This window comes from Cronbergia sp. UHCC 0137, from assembly GCF_034932285.1.
In the GTDB taxonomy this organism is placed as follows: Bacteria; Cyanobacteriota; Cyanobacteriia; order Cyanobacteriales; family Nostocaceae; genus Cronbergia.
Map to the genome: position 1 here is coordinate 6,731 of NZ_JAYGHC010000011.1, position 16,382 is coordinate 23,112.

Annotated in this window: 17 protein-coding genes, 1 tRNA gene and 1 other annotated feature; of the genes, 14 read left to right on the forward strand and 4 right to left on the reverse strand. The window is 40.0% G+C overall.

Annotated elements, in window-relative coordinates:
- Positions 1-125: 125 nt before the first annotated feature.
- Positions 126-341 carry a DUF6887 family protein gene (locus tag VB711_RS07235; protein WP_323285148.1) on the reverse strand — a complete coding sequence of 72 codons (216 nt, stop codon included), beginning with the start codon at positions 339-341 and terminating at the stop codon, positions 126-128.
- A gap of 61 nt (positions 342-402) precedes the next feature.
- Complete coding sequence (locus tag VB711_RS07240; RefSeq protein WP_323285149.1) at positions 403-750, reverse strand: DUF433 domain-containing protein; 348 nt, start codon at positions 748-750, stop codon at positions 403-405.
- A 284-nt stretch (positions 751-1,034) separates the two neighbouring features.
- Between VB711_RS07240 and acsF the strand changes: the two genes are divergently transcribed.
- The 4 genes from acsF to VB711_RS07260 all read left to right on the forward strand — a co-directional run bounded on the left by acsF (position 1,035) and on the right by VB711_RS07260 (position 5,330).
- Positions 1,035-2,111: a magnesium-protoporphyrin IX monomethyl ester (oxidative) cyclase gene (gene acsF, locus VB711_RS07245; RefSeq protein WP_323285150.1), complete on the forward strand. Its 1,077-nt coding sequence runs from the start codon at positions 1,035-1,037 to the stop codon at positions 2,109-2,111.
- Positions 2,112-2,679: 568 nt separating this feature from the next.
- Entirely contained in the window at positions 2,680-4,065 is a 1,386-nt protein-coding gene (locus VB711_RS07250) for a collagen-like protein (RefSeq protein ID WP_323285151.1), read from the forward strand.
- A gap of 141 nt (positions 4,066-4,206) precedes the next feature.
- Entirely contained in the window at positions 4,207-4,674 is a 468-nt protein-coding gene (locus VB711_RS07255; protein WP_323285152.1) for a hypothetical protein, read from the forward strand.
- Entirely contained in the window at positions 4,671-5,330 is a 660-nt protein-coding gene (locus tag VB711_RS07260; protein WP_323285153.1) for a hypothetical protein, read from the forward strand. Before VB711_RS07255 ends, VB711_RS07260 begins: the two co-directional genes overlap by 4 nt.
- A 26-nt stretch (positions 5,331-5,356) precedes the next feature.
- On the opposite strand, the gene cobS is transcribed toward VB711_RS07260, so the two are convergent.
- Positions 5,357-6,127, reverse strand: a complete 771-nt coding sequence (gene cobS, locus VB711_RS07265; RefSeq protein ID WP_323285154.1) for an adenosylcobinamide-GDP ribazoletransferase — start codon at positions 6,125-6,127, stop codon at positions 5,357-5,359.
- A gap of 224 nt (positions 6,128-6,351) precedes the next feature.
- Here cobS and VB711_RS07270 point away from each other — a divergent pair, with 224 nt between their 5' ends.
- Together VB711_RS07270 and tgt are read left to right on the forward strand one after the other, a co-directional pair.
- Positions 6,352-6,804, forward strand: coding sequence for a hypothetical protein (locus VB711_RS07270; RefSeq protein WP_323285155.1), 453 nt, complete (start codon positions 6,352-6,354; stop codon positions 6,802-6,804).
- Positions 6,805-7,114: 310 nt separating this feature from the next.
- Complete coding sequence (gene tgt, locus VB711_RS07275; protein ID WP_323285156.1) at positions 7,115-8,227, forward strand: tRNA guanosine(34) transglycosylase Tgt; 1,113 nt, start codon at positions 7,115-7,117, stop codon at positions 8,225-8,227.
- A 395-nt stretch (positions 8,228-8,622) separates the two neighbouring features.
- Here the strand turns inward: tgt and VB711_RS07280 are convergent, their stop codons facing one another.
- On the reverse strand, positions 8,623-11,637 hold the full coding sequence (locus VB711_RS07280) for a type ISP restriction/modification enzyme (protein ID WP_323285157.1): 3,015 nt from the start codon (positions 11,635-11,637) through the stop codon (positions 8,623-8,625).
- Between the two features lie 457 nt (positions 11,638-12,094).
- Here VB711_RS07280 and rplS point away from each other — a divergent pair, with 457 nt between their 5' ends.
- From rplS to rplL, 8 genes are all read left to right on the forward strand, one after another.
- Complete coding sequence (rplS, locus tag VB711_RS07285; protein WP_323285158.1) at positions 12,095-12,457, forward strand: 50S ribosomal protein L19; 363 nt, start codon at positions 12,095-12,097, stop codon at positions 12,455-12,457.
- 149 nt (positions 12,458-12,606) lie between these two features.
- Positions 12,607-12,679: transfer RNA gene (locus tag VB711_RS07290), tRNA-Trp, on the forward strand.
- 189 nt (positions 12,680-12,868) lie between these two features.
- On the forward strand, positions 12,869-13,090 hold the full coding sequence (gene secE, locus VB711_RS07295) for a preprotein translocase subunit SecE (RefSeq protein WP_323285159.1): 222 nt from the start codon (positions 12,869-12,871) through the stop codon (positions 13,088-13,090).
- Entirely contained in the window at positions 13,090-13,722 is a 633-nt protein-coding gene (gene nusG, locus VB711_RS07300) for a transcription termination/antitermination protein NusG (RefSeq protein ID WP_323285160.1), read from the forward strand. The genes secE and nusG overlap by 1 nt, the downstream gene beginning before the upstream one ends.
- A gap of 6 nt (positions 13,723-13,728) precedes the next feature.
- Complete coding sequence (rplK, locus tag VB711_RS07305; RefSeq protein WP_323285161.1) at positions 13,729-14,154, forward strand: 50S ribosomal protein L11; 426 nt, start codon at positions 13,729-13,731, stop codon at positions 14,152-14,154.
- A 122-nt stretch (positions 14,155-14,276) separates the two neighbouring features.
- Complete coding sequence (gene rplA, locus VB711_RS07310; RefSeq protein ID WP_323285163.1) at positions 14,277-14,996, forward strand: 50S ribosomal protein L1; 720 nt, start codon at positions 14,277-14,279, stop codon at positions 14,994-14,996.
- A 29-nt stretch (positions 14,997-15,025) separates the two neighbouring features.
- Positions 15,026-15,178 (forward strand) — a sequence feature (ribosomal protein L10 leader region).
- Between the two features lie 85 nt (positions 15,179-15,263).
- Positions 15,264-15,842: a 50S ribosomal protein L10 gene (gene rplJ / locus VB711_RS07315; RefSeq protein WP_323285164.1), complete on the forward strand. Its 579-nt coding sequence runs from the start codon at positions 15,264-15,266 to the stop codon at positions 15,840-15,842.
- An 85-nt stretch (positions 15,843-15,927) separates the two neighbouring features.
- Positions 15,928-16,320 (forward strand): 50S ribosomal protein L7/L12, encoded by a 393-nt coding sequence (gene rplL, locus VB711_RS07320; RefSeq protein ID WP_323285165.1) that lies wholly within the window; start codon positions 15,928-15,930, stop codon positions 16,318-16,320.
- Positions 16,321-16,382 lie beyond the last annotated feature (62 nt).

Below are 16,382 nucleotides of genomic sequence, written 5' to 3' on the forward strand. Positions count from 1 at the left end.
AGAAACCACATCTACACAGACAAAACCCACCTCCGTGGGTTTCAAATTCTCAATTTTGTCTTAGTCCGCGCAGGCGGACTTTGCCTGTATAGCCGCGACTTCTAGTCGCCAGGGCTTTTAAAACTTTAGCTGATATTTTTCCTTGCAGCTTCTAGCTTTTGGCGAATTGCTGCTTGAACTTTTTGATCAAAATCAGGATCACTCAAACTGGCAATAATTCTACGGGGACGTTGATTAAGTTTGTTTAAATATGCTTGAAAAGCAGCGTGATCTCCACGATGGTGGAGAAAATACTGTTTTAGTTCAGCATCGGACATGGCATCATAATTAATCTTGCTCATCAAATTCCTCTAAACAGTTCATCTAAGAGGCAGATAACGTACCTGTCCTTCCCATTCACCATCAAAACTTGCGTCTGCAATCAACTTGAGTTTGTCTTGCTAGGAGACGCTCTCGTATTCCGATAGGATTAAAACGGCGTTCATTCTCTTGACGAACTTGAATCCCACGCTCTTGTCGAACTTTCAAATAATTATCTACTTCAACCTGATGTCGAAGGTAGTACCCAATAACTGAATATAAGTCTGCAAGCTGGAGAGAGGGATACTGTTCAACAATTTCTTCTGCCGTAGCACCTTCTAAAAAAGCTGTAACAACTGTATCTAATGTTATACGAGTTTTACCAATACGAGCAACACCGTCAGCGTCAACTAACAGAGGGATTGGATCGATTGCAACACCAAGGGACATTTTAATCTAAATTCAGTTTTACTCTTTCTAGTATAGAATAAAATATTTCCAACCACAAACATCGTCTAAAACACTCATTTAGCAATGCTATTTGATTTTTTATTTTCCTAAACTGGAGTTTTGTTGCAACTCTTAACGTTTTATTGACGATTTTCTCGCTTAGACCTTGGTAAACTATGTTCTATACAAATGCAATTATTGTGGTCATTCACACCTTATGAGACCATAAACTTGGGCTTTTTGGTGTCACCAAAATTAAGAAAGACAAAAGAGCGATCGCAATTATGGTACAATCTCCCAACAAACCAGGCTTTGAAGAACTGCGTCCTGGTGTTAAAGTTCCAGCAAAAGAAACCCTGTTAACACCACGGTTTTATACAACTGATTTTGATGAAATGGCGCGGATGGACATCTCCGTTAACGAAGATGAGTTAAAAGCCATTCTAGAAGAGTTCCGCGTTGACTACAACCGTCATCACTTCGTTAGAGATGCTGAGTTTGAGCAATCCTGGGATCACATTGACGGGGAAACTCGCCAATTATTCGTGGAATTTCTCGAACGTTCCTGTACAGCAGAATTTTCTGGCTTCTTGTTGTATAAAGAACTCGGCCGTCGTTTGAAGGATAAAAGCCCTCTATTGGCTGAATGCTTTAACCTCATGTCACGGGATGAAGCGCGTCATGCTGGCTTTTTGAATAAAGCGATGTCGGACTTTAATCTATCTCTAGATTTAGGGTTTTTGACCAAGAGCCGTAGTTATACCTTCTTTAAACCCAAATTTATCTTCTACGCCACATATCTTTCTGAAAAGATTGGTTATTGGCGCTATATCACCATTTATCGTCATTTAGAAGCTCATCCAGAAGACCGGATTTATCCAATTTTCCGGTTTTTTGAAAATTGGTGTCAAGATGAAAATCGCCACGGTGATTTCTTTGATGCGATCATGCAAGCCCAGCCCCAAATGCTGAATGATTGGAAAGCTAAACTGTGGAGTCGGTTCTTCCTGTTATCGGTGTTTGTAACGATGTATCTCAATGACATTCAACGCAAGGACTTTTATGCGTCTTTGGGTTTGGATGCACGGGAGTATGACATTCATGTAATTAAGAAGACTAACGAAACCGCAGGTAGGGTTTTCCCGGTGATGTTAGATGTGGAAAATCCAGAGTTTTACCAACGTTTGGATTATTGCATTCAGAATAACGAAAAATTGAGTGCGATCGCTAGTTCTAAAACTCCCAAGTTCGTCCAATTATTCCAAAAACTGCCTCTTTATGTTGCGAATGGTTGGCAATTTGTAAAACTGTATCTAATGAAACCCATTGACGCGGTTTCTGCTCAGGGTGCAGTTCGTTAAGTTAAGTTAATTTTATGACTTTTTTGGTGGTTTTGTTATATGCAAAACCACTTTTTTTGTGTTTATTTTCAGGTAATTGAATTACTTTTTGATTTTGTTTCGCGCAAAGTCGCAAAGAAGCAAAGGAAGAAATAGATTAGTTCAGGGTGTGGTTTAAATATACTCATACCAATTCTGTATAAAGATGCGCTCAATTTCAAGAGAAACGAACCACAGAGACACAGAGGACACAGAGAAAGAAAAGACAAGGTTAGGAAATTCGGCGCAGCCTCATCAAGAAATGGTATCAGTTTACTATCTTTACAATCCCCTTGCGGGGAAGTTTTTTTGTCTAAACTAATGATAAGGCTGCACCTATCGGAATAGGAGCGGTGTTTCAATCCCCTTGCGGGGAATTGACCGAGTTTTGCACCGCCAAAAATTAGGCTTATTTTTTCATCATATTGTAATTGCTTTCTGTTGTCTAGGTATTTTCAAAAAAAAGTAATAGTTCTTTTCACCCATACCACAGGTTACAATCACAAAAAGGTGTCAGCGTTTAATTAACTCAAAACTCAAGTATAACTTAATGCACAAACGTTTTATTCGGGAAATGCCGTTTCTGCTGACCTTCTGTTTATTGACAAACCTTTTACCTGCTTCCGGTGTGGTTGTGTGTCCAGCAGATGCCGCCGAAAAATCCTCAAAAATAGCCAGAAATGACGATATAAGCCGCAACGGGGTAGCCGGTCGGGATGGTCGCAGTGGTAAAGACAGGACTATTAATACCGATGCTTTACCCGTAAATCTTGACTTATCCGGTGAGGAGGGAGAAGACGGTGAAAATGGAGAAGATGGTTTACGTCCTCGCTGCCGCTATCAATCTGATAGAGTTAACTACGACATCAATGAGCGAGATGGTGGCATTGGTGGAGATGGGGGAAATGGTGGAAATGGCGGTAATGGTGGCTCTCTGAGAGTTTATTACACCAATTTAGCAGATTTGCAGAAAATTTCCGTTCGTGCTGCTGGGGGAGATGGTGGACGCGGTGGCCGTGGTGGTAGAGGTACGGTGGGTTGTAGATGTCGTCGTCGAAATTGGGAAGTCAGAAACTGTGATGGAAAATCTGGTAATTCTAACCGCCGATGTGTTAATAAAGTTTATAGATGCTATGACGGCAGAGATGGACGTGATGGGAGAGATGGTAGGGATGGAAAGCCAGGAAATTTAGGGGTTTTGAGTATAGTTAATAGTAAACAGACTTTAGCAGATGATAAACCAAGTTTGAAAATAGCCATTTCTGAATTGGACAGTAAACAGGTCAATTTATCCAAAAATAAATGGCAACTTCGTCAAGGTGCGCTTTCTCTGCTGGGTGTTGGTTCTGTGATTGCAGATCAATATCAGGAGTTTGAGAAACGCCTCCAAGGAGATTTTAAGCTAGTATGGCAAGAAAAGAGCTATCGCACTCTTTTTTCTAATCAAACTGTAACACTCACTTTAAACGATAGCGAACAGGTAGAAGTTGCCTTTCCTGAAGATATCTGGATTGATGGTAATAGTAAAAATCAGGGGAAATTAACGGAGTTTACTGTCAATAATGCCATTCTCAAACAAGATGTAACAAGGTTAGCAGTAGCAGATTTCGCTGACACAGGAAAAGATTTGAATTTTAAAATAGTTGATTTAGCTACAAAATCAGATGTGATCAATACTCAATTTCAGGTAAAGTATCGAGTACAGGATGATTTTTCTGGTTCTTCTAACTATCAAACAGTATTTTCTGGAGACGTTCCCAACGACTTAGTAAATCGTGACTATAACCGTTTTACCCTAGCTTTAGGTAAACTAAAAATCCCTAGTGAATTTTTGAAATCTGGTGTTAACGTTGATATTGAAATTATCGCAACTCGTTCTTTAAAAGGACGTTCTGCACAACAAACTTTAAAATGGCGGAGTCGGATTCGTAAATGAAAAATGTCTGAATCAGGATTGCCAGGATTTAAAGATGTACAGGATGAGGAATTTTGAGGGTATTTTGTATATTATGTTCCCGATAGCGATCGCTCTCCGTCTTTACCAGATAAAATAAGCATATCTGATATCATCATTTATATGAAAACATCACATCCAGATATTATCGTCACCAGTCCAGATGGAGAATATTTGATGATTATTGAAGTAAAACTCCATGATGTCAGTATCAACCATAATAGTAGCATTCATCAGCTTAGAAGTCTGATGGTTCAATTTGGCTGCTCCCTTGGTTTACTTGTAGCAGGAGAGCGTGTTATTCTGCTCCGAGACACTTTTGAGGAGTCTAATGATTCATCAGTTCACGTGGTTGGTGAAGCTAATCTTCCAGATTTCTTGTTACCACCTGCTGATCAACAATGGAAAGGAAACCCTTACCTTGAGTTTGAATCACGAGTTCAGCTATGGCTTGAGAAATTAAAATATACTACGAGTTTAGACAATTTACCAGATGATTTAAAAGCTTTGTTCAGTGGAAGGATTATCAATCTTTTACGACTCGGTGAAGTTAGGGCTGCTGGACCCAGGTGGAGTAAAGTTGCAAAATGAAGCCTCAAGCAGTTCTTGTTGAAACAAACTGGGTAGTAGATATTGTTGCCCCAGCACATTTACAAAGTCCACAAGCCGGTAAATTACTTGAACTTGCGAAGACTGGAGAGTTTGAGTTACATCTACCTGCTATCTGCCTAACAGAAGCGCGTGAAACCATCCCCCGACGATTTACTGGACGATCTGACGTTGAAAACTTGCGTAAATTTGTTAGATGGGCAAAGGAAGAAGGTAGACTAACGATGGGAGATGCGAATACTGCATTCCGGGTATTCGACAAATTTGATGGATTAGTTACTAATGAACTAACGAAAGTTCGAGAACGATTGATTGAATTAGCCAACCATCCAAATTTGAACGTCTTTTCGCTTTCAGAGTCAATGTTGGAACGGCAGGTGTCTATTGGTGCAATGGATACTTCCCTGAAACCTTATGATATGGCTGTATTAGCAGCAATCCTTGTCAGGGCTGAGGATTTGCAAGAACAAGGATATTCATGGGTCGGTTTTTGCGAACTAGACTCCGATCTTCAACCCTGGGATAAGTCTGGTGCATTGAAGCCTATTCTTAGCGATCTTTACAATGCTTCTCATATATGGGTATATCCAGATTTCTTAGTGGAAGAAGTAGATGTTCCTGAAGTTTGGCTTTCTTAAATTTAGTAATATCGCTGGTTATTTCACTAAAAACTGGTGATTAAGCACAAAAATAAAGCCTCTGTCCATTCCACCACAGCGCCATAGGTGTCTCCTGTGTGTCCACCTAATTTGTGATTGAACCAAGCTGCGGTGAAGGTAGAAATTATACTTCCCCCAATTACCAACCCCACAGCCAAAACTAACTGCTGATTGATTAACCAAATTACACCACTGAACCCAAGCAACAAAAATAAACTCGGTAACACATCCCAACCAGAACGAATCGCTTGTTTATGAAATGCACCTTTACCTGTAGGTTTTAAATAAGGATAAAAAGCGATCGCTATCTGTTGTCCCCATCTCCCCCACCCACAAACCGCCATCAACACCAAATAACGGTTTTCTGACAAATCACTCAACGCCGCCGTTTTTAATAGTAAGATAGCGATCGCTGCCATCGCTCCAAAGGCACCCGTCGCACTATCCACCATTACCTGCAATCTTCTTTCAGGATCACCCACTGCTAAACCATCAGCAGTATCCATCGCTCCATCTAAATGTAACCCCCCCGTCACCCCAATCCAACCACCCACCACCAAAGCACTGCGCGTTAAAATTGGTATCCCTAAATAATTTAACCCCAAATCCCCTAAACCTAAAATTCCCCCTATCATCAACCCCACCACCGGCGCAAAATAGGCTACCATCTCAAACTCTAAATTTTTAATATATGGTAGGGGAATAGCAGTGTAAAATATTACAGATGCACCTATTTGTAAGAATTGCTGTTGGCACCACCGCAATATTTTAGCCATAATTGATGTTAAGTTAATTAGCCAGCGTGTTTAAGCATTAGTTAATACAAGTATGTTAATAACTCTTGAGAAACCACCAGTTTATTTAAGAATAATAAATTGGTGCCACTTATTAGACCACCGCTCCAAAAACTTGATATTTTTGAAATGTAGGGAGTTAACAAGCTAGGCAACTGACTATTTAGCTCTGTGTTCACTCACCCTCACCACATCTTTATTCCCCTATGAGTCAACATCTACCCGACACCAGGATACCGGCTCCGTGTATTGTTAATACTGGCATCATTGTCAACAAAATTGACATCAAGCGATTACTGACTGATTTAGGTCGAGTTCACTACATTTATATCCAAAATGACAAACTACTCAGCGAAGGTGAAGGTGATGTGATGGAGGTATTTTCCCATCCACAAAGGTCTACCTTAGTTACTAACAACTCCCTTTACCTAAATCTGGATAGTTTTGATTACCTGGAACTAAAACAATCCCCACAAAGAGAAACTTACTTTGACTTGATTCAAGAGGAGATGTGTTTGCGTTTGATTCCACTCTCAACACCATTACAAGAACGACGCGATCGCCATTTGAACGCCACCGCTATTGAGGCGATGATGGATCAAGTCCTTTCAGCCAGATGGGATGCAGAACTAGATGACGACTGTTCTGATTGTTTCTAACTGAAAAACAATATACCCCATCTACAGGTTACTGTATAGCAGGGTTTAACCCTGTTGGACTCTCAACCTCTCAAGGACACAAACAACAATTTAATCAATTCCAGGACTTATGCACGAGTTATGGAATATCTAACCGCAGAAGACGCAGAGAAGCCAGTTCCCCCCGTTGTAGAGACGTTCCATGGAACGTCTCTACAGGCGCGACACAGAGGAAGGAGGTTTGAGAGAGATTTTGCCTAAGTCCTAAATTCTTTAACAACAAAAAATGTTAAGTTGGTGGATGAATCTAGCGAAATAGCATTATTTTTCCTTGAGCGCCAATTTTTCCTTTGAATCTCTAGCTACCTGTAGCCAAACCAAAGCCAGAGCCGGAGTTTTTTACACTCCCCACGGAATTGTCGAAACTCCCCGATTTATGCCAGTGGGAACTCTCGCTAATGTTAAAACCATTACCCCTGCCCAACTCCTGGACACTGGGGCGCAAATGGTCTTATCTAATACTTATCATTTACATCTCCAACCGGGGGAAGGAATTGTTGCTGGCGGTGGAGGATTACACAAATTCATGGGCTGGAAGGGTCCCATGCTCACAGATTCCGGGGGATTTCAGGTTTTTAGTTTGAGCGAAATGCGGAAAATTACAGAAGAAGGTGTAACTTTTCGCTCTCCCCGTGACGGACAAATGATCAAAATTACCCCAGAACGCTCCATAGAAATTCAAAATATTTTAGGGGCGGATGTGATCATGGCCTTTGATGAATGTCCCCCCTATCCAGCTACTCGTCAAGAGGTTGAAGCTGCAACAGACCGGACTTACCGTTGGTTAGAACGCTGTATAACCGCCCATCAACGCAGTGATCAGGCTTTGTTTCCCATTGTGCAGGGGGGGGTATACTTGGATTTACGCGCCCGTGCTGCGGAGGATTTAGCTAAGTTAGATATGCCGGGATACGCCATTGGTGGGGTGAGTGTGGGTGAACCGGTGGAATTAATGGCGCAAATTGTCCAAACTACCGCCCCGTTGTTACCAATTAATAAACCCCGTTATTTGATGGGTGTGGGAACTTATCGAGAAATGGCGATCGCGATCGCTTCTGGGGTAGACTTATTTGATTGTGTGATTCCCACCAGATGGGCGCGACATGGAACAGCGATCGTTAGTGGTGAACGTTGGAATCTCAAGAATGCAAAGTTTCGTGAAGATTTTACACCTTTAGATGAAACTTGCCCTTGTTATGCTTGTGAAAATTTTAGTCGGGCTTATATATCTCATTTAGTGCGATCGCAAGAAATTTTAGCTTATACTTTACTCAGTATTCATAACATCACCGAACTAATTCGTTTTACCCAAAAAATTCGGGAATCAATTTTGAGCGATCGTTTTACCACCGATTTTGGTCACTGGTTAAAAGATGATACATAAGGAGTCAGGAGTCAGGAGTCAGGAGTCAGGAGTCAGAATTAGAGAGATTGAAACCCACGGAGGTGGGTTTTGTCTGTGTAGCCGCGACTTCTAGTCGCCAGGGCTTCTTCCACCAAAATAGGTTGTTTCAGGTTGCGGCTAATTATATTTTTACCGATAAACTAACCGTGGGGTAGGGGTTTAGCAGTGCTAAACCCCTACGATAAATGTAACTTTCCCGTTACACATATTTGGTATTTTTTGTCAATGCGTAACTCCTAGCTTCTTAAATTAAGATTTTATAGCAACCGCCAAGGTGGTTAGGACATCAATTGTTAGCGCAGCTTGACGTAAGCCATTGATGAAACGAGTTTCACAACAGGGTTTTACTCCTGACTCCTGACTCCTGACTCCTGCTATATCATTTGTTCGATTATTTCCATCGTTTCGACGCTGACAGTACAGACACGCATTAATAAATCTATTACCTGTTCCTTGTAATCTGCAAAACGGTAATTATTGAATTTTTCCGCAATAGTCGGATCTTTTGGTTTCTTTTCTTTATATTGATCTAAAATCCATTCTAACGCGCAGCGATTCCCAAGCATATATTCCCAAGCTGTTTTAGGAATACCTTCTAATGTGGTGACATCATCTAAAATGATGCTACCTTTGGTTTTATCGGCTTTTAGTTTCGGTTTTGGTGTTTTTTGGCTATCTTTTAAGGGAACATCAAGACGGGTTAATTTATAAGGTGTGACTGTTTCGTAATTAATATGAATTTCCATTAGTTGTTTACCCCAGTTCACCCATTCTTGGAAGTTTTCATAATATGGTAAACGTGGAAATTCGCGTTTTAAGTTAAGTTCGTATTTGCTGCGATAAGCTGGATTGTGTAAGACTGCGTAGGTATAATGAAAGATATTTATTTTGGTAATCTTTGGATCTTGGTAATAGATTTGAATTTGTTTTAGTCCCCAGTCGGTAATATTATCAATGCGGTTTCCTTCTTTGTCGTAGCGGTAAAGAGGGAGACATTGAGAATCACCTGTTAAATGTAAATCAATAATTGAGTTACTACCTAAACAATGAAAAGGTTTTGTATTTCCTAAAGCTGAGAAAGCTATATATTTATTTTCTGCATCCTCTCCATTCAGAATATCAAACCATTGGTAAGTCATTCCATTGAAATGCTTATCGAAGTAAAAATACTGATTATAAAAAGGACGGTATGAACTTTTAACAATTTGTTCAGGTTGAAAAATTTTATTGATTCTTCTATCTAGATATTTATTTAATTCTCTATCCCACTTGATTGTATTGTTTTCTCGATACTCTGAATCTTTTGATATTTCTTGATATAATGTTTGCTGATAAACCTCAATTAAAAATTTGACTTTTTCTTCTAGCACATTTTTAGATAAATCATAAACCCATTCATCTCTTTGTGTTGCTACACCTCTAGAGAACAACTTAAATACAGCTTCTTCTCCTTTACCTGCTTTTACATCTTTATCTACCAAAGGTAAAAGACTTTCAAAATCATTGTCAGATTGATTTATCCAATTACAATTTTTATCTGGTGTAATATGTTCAAAGGGAATGTGATTAAATTTAGTTTGAGATAAAAACCTTAATTTTTCACTTGCTGTATCAAAATCTGGACGACGAACATGGAAAATTTGACAACTATTAAAATCACTATTCTGCTTTTTCACCAAAAACATAATAGCCACACCAGTTTGAATCCCAAAAACATTATGTGTAGTTCCTGAAAGTTTAGGATTTTTCCTGACATCACCATGTAAATCTATAATGTAAATATAACTAAAATCATCAGCTACAGCTTTTCTAAAACCATCAAAAGTTCTACCATCAATAAATGATGAATTAGTAATAAACGCAATAATTCCATTTTTACCTATTCTATCAGAAGCCCATCTAATAAACCGAGTGTACATATCATAAACAACAATGTTATTTTGAGCTTTACTATATTTTATATAACTTTCTTTAATTAACTTATCTATATTTTGATAATAACGATTAGCATTATTATCATTAAAATTTTCCTGCTTTGCATTATAAGGAGGATTCCCAATAATTACCGATATCGTTCGATCATTCTGTCTTTTTATTCTTGCGGTATTCTCCACACTCATAGCAAACAAATCCATTTGTTTACCTTCAAATAAAGTATTATCCAAAGTATCGACAAAACAAATATTTTCAAACTCCTCATACACACCCATTTTTTGCTTATAGGTGTATTCAATATTCAAATTTGCAATGTAATAAGGTAAAATAGCCAACTCATTACAATGAATTTCATGCTTATATTTATGCTGTAAACAATGACTTGGTAAATAATCAAGCAACTCAGTAATAAAAGTCCCCGTTCCCGTCGCAGGATCTAAAATTTCTACATCCTTATCTGCTAACAACTTTCCAAAATGTTTGTGTGTTAAAAAATCCACACTTTCAATCATAAACCGGACAATTTCATTGGGAGTATAAACAATCCCCAACCTATCCGCAGCTTTAGGATTATAAGCCTTATAAAAATTCTCATACAAAACCTTGAGAAACTTCTGTTTTTCTTGATGATTAACAATATTAGCCGCAGTTCTTCTAATCACCGCATAATATCTTTCAATCGTCCCCAGAGTATTTTTCTTAACGCTTCCCGTAAAAAAAGTAGAAATTACCCCTTGTAACTCTCGCGCAACATTATTTTCTGTGTGAAACTGCGACTCATTAAAAATATTGATAAAAATATCTTCCGTTAAAATATGCTGAATTATCATTTCCCGAATATCAAATATAGTAATTTCCGGGTTAATTGATTCCTTGCAAATTCCCCAAAACTTATCCCGCGCAGTTTTAAAAGCAGTGTTATTTTCTCCTTGACTATCGATCAAATCTCTGAGAGAATTTAAAATAGTCGGTAAATCTTCCTTAAAAATTTCTATAGCTTCCCGAAAATCTCTAACTTCAGGACGAACATAATTAATAAAACTGTTAATAATCCCATCTGTCGCGTCAATATCGCGCATTGAGACGCGCTGGGTTTCCTGTCCAGATTGAATTAAAACCGCAGTTTGGGAATCTTCAAATAAAATATTACTATTGGGATAACCCTTATCCAGTTTCTTTTCAATTTCTTCATCTAAATTATCATATTGATCTTTACTTTCCCAATAACCCCAATCTAACCGCAAAGCATCTTTAATAGTTCCATCTGGATAAACCAACTTACCAGAAGGAGTGCGATAATCTAACTCAGGAATTAATAAAAAATCTCTAGGTTTACAATATTCGTTTAATAGATTTTGAAAAGCCACCCGAATAGAAGTTTCTTTCCGTGAACCACCATATTGAATAATTTTTTCTACTTCCGCTTGATATTGACTAATCAAAAGTCTCGACATAATTAAACCGGAGTATATTTGATCTAATAAATATAATACCGTAAATTAAACCACCACAGAGACAACACACCCACCGGGTAAATACAGCATTAAATATAACAGATTGTACTTAGTGTGAGCGATCGCCCTACCACCAAAGAAAAAATTTAAGTAGTCCGTAGGGTGCGTCAGACAGAATAATTCCGGCTAAAATTAGTAAATTTAAGATTCTGACGCACCTGATTTCTAAAAAAGCCACCAAATATACAACATTAAATATAACATATTGTACTTTTTTTGAGCGATCGCCCTACCACCAAAGAAAATCAAATATCTTGAAAATCTTGTGAAACAGGCATTTTAACCAACCTAAATCCTAATTTTCTCAAACCCTGTTGCCCGTTACCTTGTTTCCCATTGCCTTGTTGCCTTATGATTGATGATTGTGAGATTTTTTTTGAGAAATATAGTGAAGACAATGAACGCTCAAGAGATTATTCGCTCCATAGAAGCGGAACAACTAAAATCAGACCTACCCGCCATTTATGTCGGTGACACAGTGCGAGTAGGCGTAAAAATCAAAGAAGGCGAGAAATACCGCGTCCAACCCTACGAAGGCGTAGTTATCGCCAGACGTAACGGAGGCATCAACGAAACCATCACAGTTCGCCGAGTTTTCCAAGGTGTAGGCGTAGAAAGAGTATTTTTACTCCATTCTCCCCGCATCGACAACATCAAAGTATTACGTCGTGGTAAAGTTCGCCGTGCCAAACTTTATTACCTCCGAGGACTCTCAGGCAAAGCCACCCGGATCAAACAACGGTTCGACCGCGCCCTGTGATCCAATCCTCCCAAATAAAAGCGAAAAGTCAGGCTGCAAGCGGCATCTGCCGCTAACTTGCATTTTTCAAAAAATTAAGTTACAATTAGAGTCGGATTGCGTTATACTAAATAAAGTTAAACGCAAGCACTGAAACAAAGACAGCTTGTGCGCTCTTAGTTCAGTTGGTAGAACGCAGGTCTCCAAAACCTGATGTCGGGGGTTCAAGTCCTCCAGGGCGCGCTCAAAACAAAAAAACACAGCCCGAAACGAAAACGCATCTGCTAGAATAGCTAGTTAATGCTAATTATTTCGGGTCTGATTGTTTTTTATTTGCGGCTTGCTTGTTTCCAGTTAAGTAAGGTAAAAACTGTAAACCTTGACGAAAACTAGCAAGGTGTAGCTGTATCAGTAACGGGGGGTATAACGACCGTGGCCAAAAAAAATGAAGCAGAAATGCCAGCAACCACAAATGGGTTTAGCCTAAACAACTTCTTCCAAGGAACCAGAGAAGAACTTGAAAAAGTGGTTTGGCCTAGTCGGAAGCAGTTGGTGAGCGAATCAGCAGCAGTGTTATTAATGGTGACACTCTCCGCATCTTTGATCTATTTGGTTGATGGATTGTTTGCTTGGGCAGCGAAACAGGTGTTCTGATGACTTCTGCAACAGATGAACCACGCAACTCGACGATGCAGTCAGAGGAAGCACTAGAAGCAGCGTTAGACGAAGCACGCTGGTTTGCAGTGCAAGTTGCCTCCGGCTGTGAGAAGCGTGTAAAAACAAACTTAGAACAGCGCATCCAAACCTTTGATGTGTCTGACAAAATCATCCAGGTAGAAATTCCCCACACACCAGCAGTAAAAATCCGAAAAGATGGTTCTCGGCTGAATACAGAAGAAAAAGTCTTTCCTGGTTATGTGTTGGTAAGGATGATCTTAAATGATGATACCTGGCAGGTGGTAAGAAACACTTCTCACGTAATTAATTTCGTGGGAGCAGAGCAGAAACGCGGTAGCGGCCGAGGTCGTGGTCACGTTAAGCCATTACCCCTGAGTAATTCAGAAGTAGAACGGATATTCAAACAAACCACTGAACAAGAGGCTGTAGTCAAAATTGACATGGCCGCCGGTGACAAAATACTTGTACTTTCTGGTCCATTTAAGGACTTTGAAGGCGAAGTAATTGAAGTTTCGCCAGAACGTAGTAAGCTAAAAGCTCTACTCTCGATTTTTGGACGAGATACACCAGTAGAGTTGGAATTTAATCAGGTAGAAAAACAGAGCTAAATCCAAATGGCGAAGAAAGTAGTAGCGGTCATTAAATTGGCCCTGAATGCTGGCAAAGCCAACCCAGCACCACCAGTAGGACCAGCATTAGGTCAACATGGTGTTAATATCATGATGTTCTGCAAAGAGTACAACGCCAAAACAGCCGACCAAGCTGGAATGGTGATTCCTGTAGAGATTTCGGTTTATGAAGACCGGAGTTTTACATTTGTACTCAAGACACCACCGGCATCAGTGCTGATTCGTAAGGCAGCGAAAATTGAAAAAGGCTCTAATGAACCCAACAAAAAGAAAGTAGGGAGCATTACCAGAGCGCAATTACAGGAAATTGCTCAAACCAAACTTCCTGACCTCAACGCCAACGACATCGAAGCAGCAATGAATATTGTGGCAGGAACGGCCAAGAATATGGGTGTCACGATCACAGATTAAGACATCAATAAATCTTGAATTTTGAACATTGAGACATTGAGTTAAAAATTACACTCAATCTAAAATCCAAAATCTTATCGGGGGAGAGGTGAAAAACTTCGAGAACACCCCAGGAGTAAAAAATGGGCAAAAAAATATCACGGCGCTTGCAAGGTTTGCAAGCCAAGGTAGAAGATAGGGATTATCTACCCCTAGATGCTTTAAATCTGTTAAAAGAGACAGCAACGGCTAAATTTGCTGAAGCGGCTGAAGCGCATATTCGGCTAGGAATTGACCCCAAATATACAGATCAACAGTTGCGGACAACGGTAGCACTGCCGAAAGGTACAGGGCAAATTGTCCGGGTGGCGGTGATTGCCAGAGGTGAAAAGGTAACAGAAGCAACTAACGCTGGTGCGGATATAGCTGGTTCAGAAGAACTGATTGATGAAATTCAAAAGGGGATGATGGACTTTGACAAGCTAATTGCTACACCAGATGTAATGCCCATGGTAGCAAAATTGGGTAAATTGTTGGGTCCTCGTGGTTTGATGCCCTCACCCAAAGGTGGAACTGTGACGTTTGATTTAGCCGGGGCGATCGCGGAATTTAAAGCTGGTAAATTAGAATTCCGGGCTGATAAAACTGGTATTGTCCATGTTATGTTTGGTAAGGCAGCTTTTTCGCCAGAGGATTTGTTAATTAACCTCAAAGCGTTACAAGAGACTATCGACCGTAACCGCCCTTCAGGTGCTAAAGGTCGTTATTGGCGGACATTTTATATTTCTGCCACCATGGGTCCATCAATCAAACTTGATGTTAGCGCCCTACGAGATTTGAAAGTGGGTGACGCATCTAATTAATAATAGCTGACATATCAACACCAATAACCAAAATTAAATAGGTGAAGCCGGAGACAGCAGGTGCTAACAACTTAATATCCTGCCGAGGTTGTAACTTTAAATGACTGAAGTTTTATAACTACAGTATTGAAGATACTACTGTGAAACCCCGGCGTAAATGGCTGGGGTTTGTTGTTTTCGGTTGGTATGAATTATGCCAGCAATCAGGATTAATCCTGTTCATCCTTTAATCCTGTAAATCCTGATCCCCTTGGAGGTGAGATAAGTATGGGTAGAACCCTAGAAAACAAAAAAGAGATAGTAGCTGATCTCAAAGAAAGTTTGAATGCGTCAAGTTTAGCACTGGTAATTGATTATCAGGGTTTGACAGTTGCCGAAATTACAGACTTACGGCGGCGGCTACGTCCCTGTGGCACTGTCTGTAAGGTGACAAAAAACACCTTTATGGGTATTGCCATTAAAGATGAGGAAAAGTGGCAACCAATGTCGGAATTGCTGCAAGGTGCTTCCGCGTTTTTGCTAGTCAAAGAAGATTTCTCATCGGCAATTAAGGCTTACCAAGATTTCCAAAAAGTCACCAAGAAGACAGAACTTCGTGGTGGCGTAATGGAAGGTCGCCTGTTAAAAGAAACAGATGTTAAGGCTCTGGGAGACTTACCATCAAAAGAACAAATCATGGGTCAAATTGCTGGAGCTATCAACGCTTTGGCTACCAAGATTGCTGTTGGTATCAACGAAGTTCCCGGTTCTTTGGCTCGCGCTTTACAGGCTGTGGCTGAGAAAGAGCAAGGTGGTACTACGGAAGCTGTTTCTGAAGGTGGTAGTACAGAAGCTGCTGCTGAATAAAATTATTAGTTTAAGGTTGATGGTTAAGAATAGTCACCAATAACTAATAACAATTGACAAATCAAACATTACAGGAGTTATATCAATGTCTGCTGCAACCGAACAAATTTTGGATCAATTGAAATCTTTGTCTTTGCTAGAAGCTGCTGAATTAGTTAAGCAAATTGAAGAAGCTTTTGGCGTTAGTGCTGCTGCTCCAGTTGGTGGGATGATGATGATGGCACCTGGTGCTGGTGCTGCTGCGGCTGAAGAAGTTGTTGAACAAACCGAGTTTGACGTAGTTCTAGAGTCCGTACCTGCTGATAAGAAAATTGCTGTATTGAAGATTGTCCGGGAATTAACCGGTTTGGGTCTCAAAGAAGCAAAAGATATGGTGGAAGCTGCACCCAAAGCTGTTAAAGAAGGTATTGCTAAAGATGCGGCTGAGGATGCTAAAAAGCGAATTGAAGAAGCTGGCGGTAAGGTAACAATTAAGTAAGAGGGAACGGGGAACAGGGAACAGGGAACAGTTTGCTCAGTAGGTTTAGGTTTACAGCGAAC

Coding starts and splice junctions, on each gene's coding strand:
- VB711_RS07240 (WP_323285149.1), bottom strand. CDS start 750: ATGTCCCTTGGTGTTGCAATCGATCCAATCCCTCTGTTAGTTGACGCT.
- rplA (WP_323285163.1), top strand. CDS start 14,277: ATGGGCAAAAAAATATCACGGCGCTTGCAAGGTTTGCAAGCCAAGGTA.
- VB711_RS07235 (WP_323285148.1), bottom strand. CDS start 341: ATGAGCAAGATTAATTATGATGCCATGTCCGATGCTGAACTAAAACAG.
- VB711_RS07250 (WP_323285151.1), top strand. CDS start 2,680: ATGCACAAACGTTTTATTCGGGAAATGCCGTTTCTGCTGACCTTCTGT.
- cobS (WP_323285154.1), bottom strand. CDS start 6,127: ATGGCTAAAATATTGCGGTGGTGCCAACAGCAATTCTTACAAATAGGT.
- VB711_RS07270 (WP_323285155.1), top strand. CDS start 6,352: ATGAGTCAACATCTACCCGACACCAGGATACCGGCTCCGTGTATTGTT.
- rplS (WP_323285158.1), top strand. CDS start 12,095: ATGAACGCTCAAGAGATTATTCGCTCCATAGAAGCGGAACAACTAAAA.
- rplL (WP_323285165.1), top strand. CDS start 15,928: ATGTCTGCTGCAACCGAACAAATTTTGGATCAATTGAAATCTTTGTCT.
- VB711_RS07255 (WP_323285152.1), top strand. CDS start 4,207: ATGAAAACATCACATCCAGATATTATCGTCACCAGTCCAGATGGAGAA.
- rplJ (WP_323285164.1), top strand. CDS start 15,264: ATGGGTAGAACCCTAGAAAACAAAAAAGAGATAGTAGCTGATCTCAAA.
- rplK (WP_323285161.1), top strand. CDS start 13,729: ATGGCGAAGAAAGTAGTAGCGGTCATTAAATTGGCCCTGAATGCTGGC.
- acsF (WP_323285150.1), top strand. CDS start 1,035: ATGGTACAATCTCCCAACAAACCAGGCTTTGAAGAACTGCGTCCTGGT.
- VB711_RS07280 (WP_323285157.1), bottom strand. CDS start 11,637: ATGTCGAGACTTTTGATTAGTCAATATCAAGCGGAAGTAGAAAAAATT.
- nusG (WP_323285160.1), top strand. CDS start 13,090: ATGACTTCTGCAACAGATGAACCACGCAACTCGACGATGCAGTCAGAG.
- VB711_RS07260 (WP_323285153.1), top strand. CDS start 4,671: ATGAAGCCTCAAGCAGTTCTTGTTGAAACAAACTGGGTAGTAGATATT.